Raw genomic sequence first — 15,148 nt, 5'->3', positions numbered from 1 at the left:
ATCTCAATATTTAAATGATATTTTTATTTGAATTTGATAATATGGAAATGGAGATAATTCGAAGGTTTATAATTATGTAAAGGGTGCAGTTTTTTCTGTTTGCGTATTAAGAAATAACTGTAGTTCTAAGATTGAAATGATTCTATAAAGATTGTTGGAAATAATGCCAAAGAAAAAAATTATTTAAAAATCCCCCAAAATATTCGTTTTTAGATTAAGCTCTTATCGGGTTGTAACAAATCGATGTTACTTTTTATGTAGTCAAGAGCTATTATTAGTACTTAAAAATCCTTACAAAAATGTAAGGTGAATGAAATGTAATTCGATACAAAGAATGCTGCATTTCAATTAAACTAGTAACAGGGAATGTTTTGAGAGGAGAATCGAAATGACAGAAGATATAGAAGCAACGAGTAGAAGTGAAAAGAAAAAAATGCGCTCCAAAAAAAGAGGCTTTTTATGGTTTCTGACAATTCCCTTTTTACTTCTTATTATTGGCGGGATAAGTTACAGTTCATTTATATATAATAAAGCAAAAGCGGTTGCAAGTAATTCTTATGCAGAAATAAATAAGTCTAGTAAACGTGATAAAGAGGTGGCACCTTTAAAAGATAATATTTCTATTTTAATTATGGGAGTAGATGAAAGCGAACAAAGAAAAAGCCAATACGGTGAAGCTGTTCGCACTGATGCTTTGTTATTGGCAACGATTAACAAGGATGATAAATCAGTAAAGTTAGTAAGCATCCCGCGCGATTCGCGTGTATATATTCCATCACGAAAAAAATTAGATAAAATTACACATGCGCACGTATTTGGTGGAGTGGAAAGTACCCGTGATACGGTTGAACGCTTTTTAAATGTACCTGTTGATTATTATGTGAAATTTAATTTTGAATCTTTTATTAAAATAGTAGATTCACTTGGCGGTATTGATATTGATGTGCCAGTTACCTTCACAGAACAAGACAGCAAAGACCAAGCTGGTGCAATCCACCTTGAAAAAGGTTATCAACATTTAAATGGAGAACAAGCGCTTGCGTTAGCGAGAACACGTAAAATCGATAGCGATGCAATGCGTGGCCAAAGACAGCAACTTGTAATCGAAGCAATTGCAAAAAAAGCATTATCAGTTAAATCGATCACAAAGCTGAGTTCATTATTAGATGCAGTTGATAATAATTTAAAAACAAACTTAACATTTGATGACATGCTAGCGATTGCGAAAAATATGGCAGGGACAGACTTAAACATTGAAAAAATGCAAGTACAGGGTACAGACAAACGTATTAATGGTATTTATTATTACCAACCAAATGAACAGAATGTAACAGAAATATCAAAACAATTGAATGATCATCTTGGTGTTACGGAGAAAGCAGCTTCTAAATAAATAGAAAAAGGTTGGCGAAAAGCCAACCTTTTTCTATGCACTATTTTTGAATGGAAGTTATCCCGCACTAACGGGCAGTAAGACCCCACCTCAAGATTCAGAGAAAGCGAAGAAGCTAGGTGGAGGATGAAGAAAACCCCCACTGATGGAAGTTTCACTTTATTTAACTCCACCAGTAAAAAAGGTTCGATATATTCATTTTTGAAAAAATGGGTAAGGATATTTTAATGAAACGTTTGTTTTCTAGTTAACTATAAAAGGGTATTTTTAAATAATGTAAGAAGAAACAAAGTTTACAAATAAAATTGAGAAAATAATTTAAAAAGGAAGAGCAAGGACTAGTATTGAAAGTATAAAACAGTTATAGTTACTATTTCGCCATAAAAAAGAGTTTAAAACAGTAAAGTTTAATACTAAATGAATAAGGAGAAATGAACATGACATTTGAATTTTTACTCAAACTAGGTCTAGCACTCTTTTTTGGACTGTTAATTGGAATTGATAGACAGCTGAAGAATAAACCGCTTGGTGTGAAAACGAGTATGGTAATTTCAGTAGCAAGTTGTTTAATTACGATTGTGTCTATTGAATCAGTAAATGTATATTCATCACCAGGGCATACGAATATGGATCCTATGCGCCTTGCAGCACAAATTGTTAGTGGAGTTGGTTTCCTCGGTGCAGGTGTTATTTTACGGAGAAATAATGATGTGATTTCTGGATTAACAACTGCTTCTATGGTTTGGGCGGCATCAGGCTTAGGAATTGCGATTGGCGCAGGTTTTTATTCAGAAGCAGCTGTGGCAATGGTCTTAATTATTTTGGCAATTAATGTATTTCCATATCTTATTAAATTAGCAGGACCTTACTCTTTAAGGCAAAGAGATTTATCAGTAAAAATAGTCGTTAATAAACATCAAGAGCTAAATCAAATTTTTAAACAAATTAAGCATCTAAATTTGCAAGTCAAACGTGTGAAAATTAAAGATATAGATAACGGTTATCAACAATTAGAAATGATGATATCAGCTCCTGAAAAGCTATATACAACTGATTTATATAACTCTTTAAAAGAGATGAAACAAAGCGTTACAGTGGAAGTCGAAAGTAGGTAAATAATTCGTAACATTTATTAAATGAAAAAATAAAGCCATGACAACATCCTATGAGGTAATGTTATTATGGCTTTTTACATAGAGATTGTAAATTTTAAGCGCTAATTTCTCGATTATGAACAATTCTTCTTTTCTGTGAAATATAGCTGTGAAAAATCATACCAAGCATGATAAGAAACATGCTGCACCAAGATAAAGCAGAAGGGAATGGAGATGCTAATAAAACTAATTCTCCAGCTACTGTAAATAGTACCTCCATAGACTGAGTTGCTTCGACAGCAGCTAATTTTTGCATATTGCCCCTTACCATATCAGTTGCGTAGAAGAAGAGTACAGTTGCGATTACTCCAGAGCAAATGGCAACTAAACTAGATTGAATTGTCTGTTCTTTGCTGGGCATACCAACAGTAATGAATCCATATATTGATAGCAAAATCCAAAATGGTAAACTAGCTAATGTCATACCTAATACACGTTGATATGCATCTAAACGCCCTCTACATACATCCATCATTTTACGATTGCCAAGTGGATAAGCAAATGAAGCTATGATTACAGGGAGCACACCTAATAATACATTTTTTAAAGAAAGGTGATTTGCTTGTTCTATGAGCATAAGAGTGATACCAAAAAGAATAATGAGTGACATCGCAAGGCCTTTAAATGGTATGGTACCTCTGACTTTTATTGGACCATCTGCTGTTTCAATCGTTTCTGAAAATAATGGTGCAAGTAATGAACCTGAAATAATCGTAATTTGCCATGTCCCAGCAGTTAGCCAACCTGGTGCATATGTTGCGGCAAAGCAAAGAGGAGCATAAAATAATCCAAATCCTACAAAGCTCCATAAAATCCATGTTTTTGGCTGTTCTTTCATGACGCTTAGAAGAGGGCGTAAATTTTTTCTACTTATAACAATAAGCAAAAGCAGCGGAACCATAAAGAAATATCGAAGTGACGCACTCCAGATCCAACTTCCACCGGATAATTCCATAGCCCGGTTCAGAACAAATGTAAAAGCAAAAAAGAATGCTGCACAAACACCTAAAAAAATGGGACGCAATCCGTTCACCTCAATTCATCGTTGATTCAGTAACTCTTCTAGAATTAATTAATTTTTTCCAACAATACCAGCGGCTATTTCGCTTTATCCCGCATTAACGGGTAGTAAGACCCCCACCACTGGTGGAAGTTTCACTTTATGACGAGCTTTGCTAACATATAAAACGCAACTCCCCAAATAATAACACCAGAAATTTTATTTAATAGCTTGATTTTTGTTCCAGATGAATCAACTTTTCCTAGCATTCGTCCAGCGATGGCCAATCCTATAAACCATATCCAAGAAACAAAAATTGTTGCTAAGGTAAATGCCCATTTTTCAGCATCTATGTATTGAATAGAATTTGTTCCAATTACTCCAATCGTATCTAAAATAGCATGTGGATTTAATAAAGAGACAGAAGCTGCAAATATAATTTGTTTTTTGATTGTCATCGTTTGTACTTCATTTTTGGAAACAGTAGGTTCACTTTTCCATATCGCCCAGCCCATGTAAAGAAGAAAGAAAAAACCTATAGTATAGAGTATAGTTGTTAACCATGAAAATGTTAATAGCATAAGAGATACACCTTGCACAGCAAATAAGATTAAAATAGTGTCACAAGTTGCCGCCGTTATAACAACTGGTGCAGCTTTCAATATGGTAGATTGACTGGCTCCTTGATTAAAAACAAACACATTTTGTACACCTAAAGGTATAATAAGTCCAAATGCAAGAATAATTCCGTGAAGTATTGCTTCACCCATTTTATCTCCTCCTTATGTAGAATTATAATTTTATTCCGCATTCCTATTTCTAAATCAAGATTTAACAGGAGCGGGAAAAACTGCCCGTATTATTTTGATTGGTGAGAACTTTTCATTGGTGGGAGCGAACAAATCTCTAACTGATAGAAATTTTATTTTATTATATAAATGAAAATATCAATTGTATCCATCCATATGGTTGGATAATGAACCAACCAAAGTATATACTACAAGTATAAAAAGCTAGTTGGAGTGATTTAATGGAATGGTTTGAATGGAAGCCAAATATATCTTCTCCTGTTCCTTTATATAAACAAATTGAAGAATATATAAAAACGAAAATTGTCAATGGGGAGTGGACAATAGGAACAAAATTACCGTCTCAGCGAGCGTTTGCCGATGCATTTAGAGTGAATCGAAGTACAATTGTAACAGCATTGGATGAGTTAGTTGCTCAAGGGTTAATCGAAGGAAACGGGAGACGAGGAACAAGAGTTATAAGCAATACATGGGACTTGCTATTTTCTTCAGCGCTACCTGATTGGAACTCGTATGTTGAGACAGGGCTTCATTATCCTAATTTACCAACGATTCAAGAGATTAACCGAGCTGAGTTTGATTCTAACATGATTCGATTAGGAACAGGTGAACTTTCGTCAGAACTTTTGCCGCAAGAGAAGATGCAACATATTATGAGTATACTTTCGCAACAGAGCATCCCTTTAGGTTATGAAGAACCGAAAGGAGATATTTTACTGCGTGAACAGCTAGCAAAGTATTTAAAAACGTTAGGCATACAGGCATCTTCTTCATCTATTTTAGTTGTATCAGGTGGCATACAGGCTTTGCAGTTAATTTCTATGGGACTATTACAGAAAGGGGCAACGATTCTAGTAGAAAAGCCTTCCTACTTATTTTCTCTTAACACCTTTCAGTCTGCAGGAATGCGGCTAATTGGGATTTCGATGGATCAAAATGGTGTACAACCAACGCTTGTTTCAAAATATAAAAAACAATTCCATGGCTCACTTCTTTATACGATTCCTTCTTTTCATAATCCAACTGGTATTTTAATGGATCAAGTGCGAAGACAAGTTCTTATGGAAACTTGTAATGAGATTGGGTTACCTATAATAGAAGATGGTGTGTATCAAGATTTGTGGATTGACTCTCCACCTCCGAAACCACTGAAAGCATATGATCGAAATGGGAATGTTCTTTATATAGGAAGTATGTCTAAGACAATTAGTCCTGGGCTAAGAATCGGCTGGATTGTAGGCCCAGAGCCGGTGATTGAACGATTAGCAGATATAAAGATGCAGACAGATTATGGATCTAGTTCTTTGTCACAACAAGTTGCTGCTCATTGGTTTTTAAGTGGGTTGTATGAAGAACATTTAGGTTATATTCGAAAAGAGTTGCAAACACGCAGAGACGTTGCGTTACAAGCGTTGGAAAAGCATTTTGCACATATTGCAACGTGGAATATACCAAAAGGTGGTTTTTACATATGGCTGCATATAATCCCCGCGTTTTCTATGCAGGAGTTGTTTCATAAAGCTTTAAAAGCAGGAATTTTGCTCAATCCAGGGAATTTGTATGATCGAAATTCTGATCAATATTTACGAATTTCATACTCATATGCATCATTATACGATATTGAAAGAGGAATTGAGAAACTTGCACGAATTATACAAGAAATAAAACAATGAATATGAAAGATTAATATAGAAGGAGAATGAAAATGAAACGCTATGTAATTTGCCAAATTATAAATGAAACAAAATATTTAGCTGCTTATGCAGAAACAAAGAAAGAAGCAATTGAAAAAGCAGAACTGTTAGGATTAAGGACTGGAGAACGCTATATCGTTATTACAGAGGAAGAAGCAGAGGGATTACAATATCCGTAAAAAGACGGTAGTCATAATGGCTACCGTCTTTTTACACTTGAGAAATGACTTATTCAGTTATTTCTCAGGCAGTAAGACCCCTACTTCAAAATTTGGAGAAAATAAAGAAGATAGATGGAGAATAGCTGCTCGTAAAATTCCCATTGATGAAAGATTCATTTGAGATACAGGTGTTTCTTTTCTTGTAGTGAATTTTGATTTAGAGAGGGAATTATATACCAATGTGAGAATGTATATGTGTATTGCATAGTAGAGGAGATGAAACGAGAAATGAATCGAATACAATATATAAGACAGAAAGAAAAACAGTATCATGAACATTTTTATGCTAATCATAAGTTATTTGAAGAGGGATCATGGTTACATAGGCCAGTTTCGGGTGTTATTGAAATGATGAATTTGTTTCAAGAACAACAATATGTTGCTGTGTTGGATTTTCACTTTATTGTTTGTCGAAATTAGTGGTTCGGCTACTTGTAGTACTAGATGGAGATCCAGTTCGATATTGGTTTATATATTGGGTAAAGTTCCAAGAGTGTAGAAATTTTTCAGCAGCTTGATAACCAGAGTGATAGAGCCATTCTTTCTCTTCATCACTTAAATTGAAGTTGGTACTAGTGATATTTCCAGTAGGGATTTTAATAGTACGTGCTCTTGCTTCTGTATTGAGATAGCGTAAATCGTGGGCTTGCATCATTGTTTTAAATAGCCCTTTAAACATCGAAATAGGTTCTTCATAATGAACAGGTTCAGCTTGAATCTCGTCTTTTACAAAATGAAATCCAAAGGTAGGCCAACGTGGAATGTTTGGTGAGTCAAAAATCCATATCGGATAATTGCTGAGAATACCTCCGTCGACTATATAGCAAGGCTGCTTCCATTTAGGAGTTTTCCATTTAACAGGCTGAAAAAAGAAAGGGATTGTAGCACTCATTCTCACTGCTTTTGCAATAGAAAATTTTTTGTTAGGGAATCCATAATGCAGTAAGTCATCAGGGAAAACGACCATTTTACCATTACTAATATCGGAAGCGATGATTTTTAAGCCTTCAGGGTTAGGTAAGTCACTAAAACAATGCACTCCTTTTTTAGATAATAAATCTTCTAACCATTGTTCTATAAAATCATTTTTATATATCCCCATTTTAACCCATACATTTATTCCTTTTCCGATAAGAGGGATTTTATCTATGCATGTTTTTGTGGTGAAATTTGTATAATCAGCACGATTTATAATTGTTTTTAATTCTTTTCCTGTATAGCCACAGGCAAGAAGCGCTGCGATAATAGCACCTGCTGATGTACCAGCGACTCGCTCCCATTCATAATTATGCTTTTCTAACGCACAGATTGCTCCGACATGTGCAATCCCTCGAACTCCGCCTCCTTCAAAGACACCATCTATTTTCATGAAAACAATTCCTTTCGATTCATTATTTATCCCGCATTAACGGGCAGTAAGACCCCCACCTTAAGATTTAGAGAAGAGCGAAGAAGATAGGTGGGGGATAACTGCCCGTAAAAGCCCGATTGGTTCAACTAACCATCAGTGGGAGGAAGAAAACCCCCACTGATAGAAGTTTCACTTTATTTTTTTATATGAAACAAACAGCAAAAAAGCACGGCAAGTGCGTGCTTTTTTACAATAGTTGTTAAAGTTTACTTAGAAGATAAAGCCGTTGCAGCAGCTAGCTCCAATGATGATAAGAAGGATAAATAAAACGATTAATAAAGCAAAACCGCCGAATCCGCATCCTCCGCCACCGTATCCGAATCCTCCGCAACCGGGACCATATCCATATCCGTAACCCATATTTATTTCCTCCTTAATATGAAAAATTTTGGGGTGAACAAAGTGAAGTTTATGAGGGTGTATTACAAGAGATAATGAGATTGCATGTTTGTAGGAACACTGTATATTATGTAAGAGGGAAGCGTTTCGATTATGACGAACAAGCCTTTTTTCATAATGGGTATAGATATGAATAAAGAAAAATGTGAAAGAAACACGATTAAATTTTGTGATATGATGTAGGAAATCATGTTGAATAAGGAGTTTTTATGACGGAACATATTGAAGAATTAATTGAAAAATATCAATTGACTCATATAAAAGATGAGTTGTTGGCTACAGCATTTGAATGTATCAAAGTAGTGCCAAAACAAGAAGCGGTATTACCAGTAGGTTGTTCAAAAATGGGAGGATATCCTGATCTACCAGTAACGTTAGCCTACCCTACATATAAAGGGCATCCTCTTCATTTTGTTGCACAGTTTAATTTAGCTGAACTTCAAGCTGTAGGTATGAAGAATGATTTGCCTCAAAGTGGTATGTTGTATTTTTTCTATTTTGCTGATGATGAACAGGAAGCCTTTTGCGAAGTATATGGAAATTCAAACGTAAAAGAAGGCTGGCGTGTTTTATATTATGAAGGAGAAATAGATGATGTACAAAAAACGAATCAAGTGAAGGGGCAATATTCTCAATGTAGGGTTACATTTGAAATAGCAAAAAAACTTCCAGATTTGTTTATTGAGGACGAAGGTGATTCAGATCGTTTCTTACAATTGTTAGAGGAATTAATACCTGATTGCTATGACAATCATCAAGTTTTCGGTACACCGTTTTCAGTTCAAACAGAAGTGTTGGAAGAAGCACAGGAATATATAGGTTTGCATCATAGCGAGATAACATTATTATTTCAAGTAGATTCTGACGAGGAACATTTGAACATGATGTGGGGTGATATGGGAATGTTATATTTCTGTATTGCGAATGAAGATATAAAGCAGCGACGTTTTGAGAAAGCTTGTTGTATTTTGCAAAGTTTATAAAGTAAAAAAAGGCAGTTTCATGTGTATATAACGGAAGCTGCTTTTATAATTGGATCGAGTTGTTCGGGCATTATTCATTTGTATAAGAAGGTAGTACATCGTCGTTTGAATTACGTCATGTGTAAGTCATTTTTTCAACTTTAATGCAATTTATAAATGTAAAAAATCGGATTTTCTTTTTTGTGAAAATTCGTATATAGTTGATGTATGGAAGAAAGCTATTTTAAGATTATCTTATGCTACGAGGATGTGATGAAATGAAGAAATCTATAAAATATGTATCTACTATGGTACTTTGCTCATCTATTATAACCGGAGCGCTTCATATGCCTTCAGTCTCATACGCTGCTACAAAACAGGTAGGAGATACGGCTAATTCTGTAAATGATGCAAAATTAATTACAGAATTTCAGCAAGAATTACAACAACATCTTAATAATCGTGAAACAAATATTACAATTAAATATAAGACGAAACATGCTAATGTACAAGAAGTTTTGGATACATTGGTGCAGGCTTATAATCAAACGTTAGAAAAAGATGAATACTTAAAATATAACGTAAGCAGCACAAAGTTTTCGATTCGGGGTGTACCAGGAAATTACTCATTTACACTAAATATTTCATATCGTGAAACGAAAGAGCAATCACAGTACGTAATGAAACAAGCGAAATCAATTGTAAATTCAATAATTACAGCTGGAATGGATGAGAATGAAAAAGTAAAAGCCATTCATGACTATGTAGTGAAACATGTTTCATATGACACATCGCTTCAGTCTTATACTGCATATGACGCACTAGCAAATCGTACGGCGGTTTGTCAAGGATATGCACTATTAACGTATCAGCTATTAAAAGAGGCTGGAATTCAATCCCACATTGTAACGGGAACTGGAAATGGCCAGTCTCACGCATGGAATCTTGTAAATATTGATGGTAAATGGTATCACCTTGATACGACATTCGATGATCCAGTTCCGGATAAACAGGGACGTGTTATGTATTCTTATTTTAATATGTCTGATGAGCAAATGAGTAAAGATCATCAATGGGATCGTAGTAAATATCCAGTTGCAAATACAAACTATTATAATGAGTTAACGACTAAAATTAAAGCAGGCAATAAGAAATCCTCTATTTATCAACAAATATTAAAAGATACAAATCTTGTTTATTTAGCACCAGAATTTGGGGCTGAAGATTACAAACAGTTAAAGCAAAAATTACAGCAAAAATTCACATCTAAACAAGAAAAGATAGAACTTTGTTATCATCAAACAGTAGATAAAACGATGCAAGATGTTAAAAAGGTATTGAATGAGATTTCTTGGCCAAAAGGAGCAAAGCAAGTATCGTATCAGGTAGCTCCTTATCAAGCGCAAGCTGGATCCTCATTGTTAACAATTACATTTGCTTATTAAATTGTGTGAAAGGGCATCTAAATGAAGATGCTCTTTTTTGTGCAAATATATTTTGAATGTGTGAGTGTTATTGACTACTATAGTTATATTATTATATGAATTGAGAGCCTGTTAGAACTGGGACAACGGTGTTATTAATAAGGTTCTGTTGCTTGTAAAATAGTGTCTAATAACCCTGGAAATCTTTTGTTTAAGTATTCAGTCCTAATAGAGATAAAACGTTGTGTCCCTTCAATTCTTGTATACATAACACCAGACTCTAGTAATACTTTAAAGTGATGCGATAGTGTGGATTTTGCAGTCGGAATTTTTACAGCCAGCTTGTATTTTTTTTCTCTATTTGCATTTAAACGAAGTGGCATTATAAGAAATATAGAATCTGAAACGAAGCAAAAAGTAGTTTCGTAGTTTAAATAACAAAAATAATTATATTATGTAAACTGAAATACTAAAGCACTGTTTTCATGTATATACTAAAACAGTGCTTTTCGCTTTGATTGAATCGTTGCAGCATTTTCATCTTTAATACCAGCTTCTTTAATAATGCGTTGTTTGGCTTTATCTAACAAATTGTTTACTGCTTCACCAAAATAGTTTGCTTCTTGTTTTGTGCGGGCTTCTCGTAAACATTTGTAGTTTTCTATCAGCTCCTCTTTTTCAGAGTCTGTTAAGAAATCTTCTATTTTTTTGTTTGTCATACGAAACACCCTCTCTTCTGACAGACGCTTCAATTCAGAATTTTATTTTTCATTATATCAACAATTCCTTAGTTATAGTATATATTAACGTTTTAATAATTTGTCAATTTCTTGTATTTTTTCATTTGCTTTATTCATTTGCGTATTCTTTGCCTGTTCTCCTCCAAGTGCTTGATGGAGTAAAAATGTTTGACCAGAAATTGCAGTAACGATTGCAACTTTAACAATTTCTTTAGTTGTTGTCGCATCAAATAAAACAAGACCCAATAGTGCAGCGAGACTACCAGTAATGATGTCAGCAAAAAAACCAAGATGGAAAAATGTTTTTAATCGGCGTGGAAGCAATAATTTGCCTTGATGATTGATAAGATGGGCAACAAAACCGGTAATTCCACCAACGAGAAGAGCTGTTAGCCACGAATACATATCCATCAGATCCACTCCTTTTAGTTAAATACAATTCTGTTTGTATTACAGATACTCCTTTTAGGAATTTGTATACATATATTGAGAAAATTGGTTTAAGGTGGATATTTTTATTATACCGAAAATTCTGTCATAAGTGGTAGATATTTAATTTGAAATTTCATATAATAAAATCAAATCTAATGAGAACGGAGTGATGTATTATGGCGATTGTTTATAAGATTCATACAGTTAATGGAAATAAGGAAGGAATGGGCGGCGCTTTGTAAAGAATCGCTATATCCTTCCGCATTATACATTTTAGGGAGGATACGAATTTGAATCGTAATCATTTAGTAGCATTTGGATGGAACTTATATTTTGAAGGTCAATTATTAGAAGAATGTGAAGTAGGACGTGTTTTGTTAGAGCATAAACATATGTATCGGATTATATGTGAAGATGGTGAATACGTAGCTGAGTTAGCAGGGAAATTTCGCTATGAAGCAAGTGAGAAAGGTGATTATCCTGCAGTTGGTGATTGGGTAAGTGTAACAAAACTGCCAGAAGAAAAGAAAGCGATTATTCATACTGTGCTTTCTAGAAAAAGTTCTTTTTCTAGAAAGGTAGCTGGAGAGAAAACGGAAGAACAAATTGTAGCAGCAAATGTGGATTATCTGTTTTTAGTTAATGCTTTAAATGATGATTTTAATGTGAGACGAATTGAACGGTATTTATTGTTAGCATATGAGAGCGGAGCAACACCTGTTGTTATTTTGACAAAGAGTGATTTATGTACAGATGTAGAGCAAAAGGTGATGGAAACAGAGGCCGTTGCAATTGGTGCACCTATTTTTGCAGTTGATAGTCTGCAGCAAACCGGAATAGAGACGTTACAACAGTTTTTACAACCAGGAAGAACAATTGCGCTTGTTGGTTCTTCTGGAGCAGGAAAGTCCACGTTATTGAATGCTTTAATGGGAAATGAAGTGGCGAAAACAGGTGGAATTCGTGAGAGCGATAGTAAAGGAAAACATACGACAACGCACCGAGAATTGTTCCAATTACCAACTGGTGCACTTGTTATTGATACACCAGGAATGAGGGAACTGCAGCTTTGGGAAGGAAGCGGGGCGATGCACGCAACCTTTTCTGACATTGAAGAAGCTGCGAAAAAATGTCGTTTTCGTGATTGCCAACATGAGAATGAACCAGGTTGTGCAATTCGCATTGCTATTAATGAGGGAACATTAGAAGAAGCGCGACTTTTCAATTATAAAAAGTTGCAAAAAGAAATTGCTTATGCGATGAGAAAACAAGATGCTCTTTTGGCTCGTACAGAGCGCGAAAAATGGAAAAAGATCACGAAGCAAATGAGGCAGAAAAAATAAAAAGAAAACTCAAAAGGCGTAGATGAAGTGTTAGTCGGTGAAATTGCAGTAACAGCGTACAATAATGTATCTAGTACACAAGGTGTAGCTGCATCGGTTGAAGAACAATTAGCCCCTATGGAGGAATTTGGTTCAGCAGCTGGAATACCATCACAAATGGCTGAAGATTACAAGTGTTAATTGAGCCGATTTAAAGTGTAATGAAAAAGTGCGTGGAAAAATTAATCCACGCACTTTTCGTTTTAGTTACGATGAAATTTGGTTTTTAAATTGATGCTATAGAGTTTCGGACGGGAAAATACAGCTGTTATAGTCATTTGTGGTACAATAAATGTTACTATATAGAAAGGGTATAATGAGCAAGAGGTAAGAGAGGGGTTATTTTATGCTACATGAGGAGATTACATCATTTTTTCAAGTTCCTCCGCAAGAAGTTGGAAATCAAGGATGGAAATATTACATTCAAGAGGAAAACGGCGCGTATTCTATAACAGAAACAATATTATCAACAGGTACAAGTATAGAACTATTTTTTAATGAAGACGATGAGATTCGTCTCGTTTTATATAAAGATGGTCAGCCGATTACAACGATTCAACGTATTGCTGTCCAAAAGATGGATATTATTAAAGATGAGGAAAGCTTTCAATTTGTATTAGATCGTATGCCAAGCCGTATGATTCGATTACAGTTAAAACCATTTCTTGCAGTTGAAATGGGATTGTACTGGGAAGTATGTGAAGATTGTGAGTAAAAAACATCCGTTACTAACGGATGTTTTTTATGTTTTTTGCTGTTGTTTGAAAGCAATAATTGGAAGCAGAATTAAACTAATCCATCCGATTACAGGATATAGCATATGAAGTAATTCACTATAACCGATATAACTAAAGCAATAACTAATGAGTAAGATAAAATAAATAATGATGTTACTCTTCCACCCAGTGATAGATTGCATTTGTTTTGTCATACCAAATACATTACCAACGAGTGTTGTAAATACTTCCCCAAAAATAATTAACACAAAAAAGAAATGAAAAGTAGCATTGAAGCGGCGTACAACTTCTGCCATTGGAATATTGTATTGATAAAATTGTTCAACAGATAAAATAGCGAGGTGACTACATAACAAAATTAAACAAAGACCTGCTCCCCCCAATATCCCTCCCCATTTAATGGCTTTTTGATCTTTTACTTCACTTGCTAATGGCACAAGTACACTTTGGGCGAGAGAGAGGTTGAGTGCAACATATGTGACTGGACTTGTAATCCATTTGACATTCCAATTTTCAGAAGGTGTTATGTTGAAAAGAGAAGTTGCATCATGAAAGAATGTTGTAATAGATAGCCCTACAATAAAAATCATCATAATTGGTACGACGAGCGAATTGACTTCAAAGACTCCTTGTAATCCTCTGCTACCAATTACAATACAAGCAAGTATCGTTATAAAGATACCAAGCTGTCTTGGTAGGCGAAGTTGTTCTTCAAATACTGCTCCAGCTCCGGAAAGCATGACGCTTGTTACACCAAATAATACGAGAAGTAATAAAATATTTACAACGTTACCAAAGATATCTCCAAATAAATATTTGTTAAATTCTTGAGCAGAAAATGCTCCAATTTGTGAAGAAAGAAGCATCATTTTTGTACCTAACCAAATAAAGAAAATACCGCTTACTAAAATACCAATTGTTCCGTATGTACCATGAATTGTAAAGAATTCAACGATTTCTCTTCCTGTTGCAAATCCAGCTCCAACAACAGTGCCTATATAAGTAGCAGCAATTTTCTTTGCTACTTTCCATTGTTGATTATTCATTTAATCCCTCTTTCTTGTATGATGAGCTTCATTTATTTTGCAGCCTCACCCTAACTTTTGCTATATCTCCACTGATGGAAAACTCGACTAATTAGGTTCTTTAGGGCAGTTATTCTCTACCCGTCTTCTTTGTTTTTTTCTGAATTTTGAGGTGAGGGTCTTACTACCGTCTACAAGAATTGGTTCAACTAACGAGCAATGAGAGATAAAGCCCTTATTTACCGCTGAAACTTTCACTTTACTACATACATATGAATGAGTTTGGACAAACATACGATGAAGTTAGATTTTTTGTATTATTCATATTTGTCTTACAGTTTGTGGTATAATGAAGCAAAAAAGGG

Annotated in this window: 17 protein-coding genes and 1 pseudogene; 10 read left to right on the top strand and 8 right to left on the bottom strand. The window is 34.7% G+C overall.

The window, feature by feature from the left end; all coding sequences use genetic code 11:
* The first annotated feature begins 388 nt into the window (after positions 1-388).
* Both LRP84_RS17805 and LRP84_RS17800 read left to right on the top strand, forming a co-directional pair.
* A complete protein-coding gene (locus tag LRP84_RS17805; protein ID WP_230576297.1) occupies positions 389-1,393 on the top strand; it encodes an LCP family protein in 1,005 nt (334 codons plus the stop codon).
* A gap of 437 nt (positions 1,394-1,830) precedes the next feature.
* Positions 1,831-2,508 (top strand): MgtC/SapB family protein, encoded by a 678-nt coding sequence (locus tag LRP84_RS17800; protein ID WP_230576296.1) that lies wholly within the window; start codon positions 1,831-1,833, stop codon positions 2,506-2,508.
* Between the two features lie 94 nt (positions 2,509-2,602).
* On the opposite strand, the gene LRP84_RS17795 is transcribed toward LRP84_RS17800, so the two are convergent.
* Both LRP84_RS17795 and LRP84_RS17790 read right to left on the bottom strand, forming a co-directional pair.
* Entirely contained in the window at positions 2,603-3,571 is a 969-nt protein-coding gene (locus LRP84_RS17795) for a DMT family transporter (protein WP_230576295.1), read from the bottom strand.
* Between the two features lie 131 nt (positions 3,572-3,702).
* Entirely contained in the window at positions 3,703-4,317 is a 615-nt protein-coding gene (locus LRP84_RS17790) for a LysE/ArgO family amino acid transporter (RefSeq protein ID WP_230576294.1), read from the bottom strand.
* A gap of 260 nt (positions 4,318-4,577) precedes the next feature.
* On the opposite strand from LRP84_RS17790, the gene LRP84_RS17785 reads away from it, so the two are divergent.
* From LRP84_RS17785 to LRP84_RS17775, 3 genes are all read left to right on the top strand, one after another.
* On the top strand, positions 4,578-6,029 hold the full coding sequence (locus tag LRP84_RS17785) for an aminotransferase-like domain-containing protein (RefSeq protein WP_230576293.1): 1,452 nt from the start codon (positions 4,578-4,580) through the stop codon (positions 6,027-6,029).
* Between the two features lie 32 nt (positions 6,030-6,061).
* Positions 6,062-6,229: a DUF3933 family protein gene (locus tag LRP84_RS17780; RefSeq protein ID WP_230576292.1), complete on the top strand. Its 168-nt coding sequence runs from the start codon at positions 6,062-6,064 to the stop codon at positions 6,227-6,229.
* 270 nt (positions 6,230-6,499) lie between these two features.
* On the top strand, positions 6,500-6,691 hold the full coding sequence (locus LRP84_RS17775; protein ID WP_230576291.1) for a hypothetical protein: 192 nt from the start codon (positions 6,500-6,502) through the stop codon (positions 6,689-6,691).
* Here the strand turns inward: LRP84_RS17775 and LRP84_RS17770 are convergent.
* Positions 6,672-7,640: a patatin-like phospholipase family protein gene (locus tag LRP84_RS17770; protein ID WP_230576290.1), complete on the bottom strand. Its 969-nt coding sequence runs from the start codon at positions 7,638-7,640 to the stop codon at positions 6,672-6,674. The genes LRP84_RS17775 and LRP84_RS17770 overlap by 20 nt on opposite strands.
* A gap of 252 nt (positions 7,641-7,892) precedes the next feature.
* Complete coding sequence (locus tag LRP84_RS17765; RefSeq protein ID WP_230576289.1) at positions 7,893-8,042, bottom strand: YjcZ family sporulation protein; 150 nt, start codon at positions 8,040-8,042, stop codon at positions 7,893-7,895.
* A gap of 248 nt (positions 8,043-8,290) precedes the next feature.
* Between LRP84_RS17765 and LRP84_RS17760 the strand changes: the two genes are divergently transcribed.
* A complete protein-coding gene (locus LRP84_RS17760) occupies positions 8,291-9,064 on the top strand; it encodes a YwqG family protein (RefSeq protein WP_230576288.1) in 774 nt (257 codons plus the stop codon).
* 257 nt (positions 9,065-9,321) lie between these two features.
* The gene (locus tag LRP84_RS17755) at positions 9,322-10,488 is read left to right on the top strand and encodes a transglutaminase domain-containing protein (protein WP_230576287.1); all 1,167 of its coding nucleotides are present in this window, start codon (positions 9,322-9,324) and stop codon (positions 10,486-10,488) included.
* 134 nt (positions 10,489-10,622) lie between these two features.
* Here the strand turns inward: LRP84_RS17755 and LRP84_RS17750 are convergent.
* From LRP84_RS17750 to LRP84_RS17740, 3 genes and pseudogenes are all read right to left on the bottom strand, one after another.
* Positions 10,623-10,805: pseudogene (locus LRP84_RS17750) on the bottom strand (ArsR/SmtB family transcription factor); the annotation flags it as partial.
* 156 nt (positions 10,806-10,961) lie between these two features.
* A complete protein-coding gene (locus tag LRP84_RS17745) occupies positions 10,962-11,186 on the bottom strand; it encodes a hypothetical protein (RefSeq protein ID WP_230576286.1) in 225 nt (74 codons plus the stop codon).
* A gap of 84 nt (positions 11,187-11,270) precedes the next feature.
* Positions 11,271-11,618, bottom strand: coding sequence for a DUF4257 domain-containing protein (locus LRP84_RS17740; RefSeq protein ID WP_230576285.1), 348 nt, complete (start codon positions 11,616-11,618; stop codon positions 11,271-11,273).
* A 311-nt stretch (positions 11,619-11,929) separates the two neighbouring features.
* Here LRP84_RS17740 and rsgA point away from each other — a divergent pair, with 311 nt between their 5' ends.
* From rsgA to LRP84_RS17725, 3 genes are all read left to right on the top strand, one after another.
* The gene (rsgA, locus tag LRP84_RS17735; protein ID WP_230576284.1) at positions 11,930-12,982 is read left to right on the top strand and encodes a ribosome small subunit-dependent GTPase A; all 1,053 of its coding nucleotides are present in this window, start codon (positions 11,930-11,932) and stop codon (positions 12,980-12,982) included.
* Positions 12,983-13,009: 27 nt separating this feature from the next.
* Complete coding sequence (locus LRP84_RS17730; protein ID WP_230576283.1) at positions 13,010-13,162, top strand: hypothetical protein; 153 nt, start codon at positions 13,010-13,012, stop codon at positions 13,160-13,162.
* A 205-nt stretch (positions 13,163-13,367) separates the two neighbouring features.
* On the top strand, positions 13,368-13,736 hold the full coding sequence (locus LRP84_RS17725; protein ID WP_230576282.1) for a DUF3979 family protein: 369 nt from the start codon (positions 13,368-13,370) through the stop codon (positions 13,734-13,736).
* 27 nt (positions 13,737-13,763) lie between these two features.
* Here the strand turns inward: LRP84_RS17725 and LRP84_RS17720 are convergent, their stop codons facing one another.
* Complete coding sequence (locus LRP84_RS17720; RefSeq protein WP_230576281.1) at positions 13,764-14,804, bottom strand: YkvI family membrane protein; 1,041 nt, start codon at positions 14,802-14,804, stop codon at positions 13,764-13,766.
* Between the last annotated feature and the right edge of the window lie 344 nt (positions 14,805-15,148).

The sequence above is a fragment of the Bacillus rhizoplanae genome, from assembly GCF_917563915.1.
GTDB classification, from domain to species: Bacteria; Bacillota; Bacilli; order Bacillales; family Bacillaceae_G; genus Bacillus_A; species Bacillus_A rhizoplanae.
Note: the sequence above shows the minus strand (reverse complement) of the source record. Positions and strands in the feature narration are given on the sequence as shown.

Coding starts and splice junctions, on each gene's coding strand:
- LRP84_RS17805 (WP_230576297.1), top strand. CDS start 389: ATGACAGAAGATATAGAAGCAACGAGTAGAAGTGAAAAGAAAAAAATG.
- LRP84_RS17800 (WP_230576296.1), top strand. CDS start 1,831: ATGACATTTGAATTTTTACTCAAACTAGGTCTAGCACTCTTTTTTGGA.
- LRP84_RS17790 (WP_230576294.1), bottom strand. CDS start 4,317: ATGGGTGAAGCAATACTTCACGGAATTATTCTTGCATTTGGACTTATT.
- LRP84_RS17785 (WP_230576293.1), top strand. CDS start 4,578: ATGGAATGGTTTGAATGGAAGCCAAATATATCTTCTCCTGTTCCTTTA.
- LRP84_RS17780 (WP_230576292.1), top strand. CDS start 6,062: ATGAAACGCTATGTAATTTGCCAAATTATAAATGAAACAAAATATTTA.
- LRP84_RS17775 (WP_230576291.1), top strand. CDS start 6,500: ATGAATCGAATACAATATATAAGACAGAAAGAAAAACAGTATCATGAA.
- LRP84_RS17770 (WP_230576290.1), bottom strand. CDS start 7,640: ATGAAAATAGATGGTGTCTTTGAAGGAGGCGGAGTTCGAGGGATTGCA.
- LRP84_RS17765 (WP_230576289.1), bottom strand. CDS start 8,042: ATGGGTTACGGATATGGATATGGTCCCGGTTGCGGAGGATTCGGATAC.
- LRP84_RS17760 (WP_230576288.1), top strand. CDS start 8,291: ATGACGGAACATATTGAAGAATTAATTGAAAAATATCAATTGACTCAT.
- LRP84_RS17755 (WP_230576287.1), top strand. CDS start 9,322: ATGAAGAAATCTATAAAATATGTATCTACTATGGTACTTTGCTCATCT.
- LRP84_RS17745 (WP_230576286.1), bottom strand. CDS start 11,186: ATGACAAACAAAAAAATAGAAGATTTCTTAACAGACTCTGAAAAAGAG.
- LRP84_RS17740 (WP_230576285.1), bottom strand. CDS start 11,618: ATGGATATGTATTCGTGGCTAACAGCTCTTCTCGTTGGTGGAATTACC.
- LRP84_RS17725 (WP_230576282.1), top strand. CDS start 13,368: ATGCTACATGAGGAGATTACATCATTTTTTCAAGTTCCTCCGCAAGAA.
- LRP84_RS17720 (WP_230576281.1), bottom strand. CDS start 14,804: ATGAATAATCAACAATGGAAAGTAGCAAAGAAAATTGCTGCTACTTAT.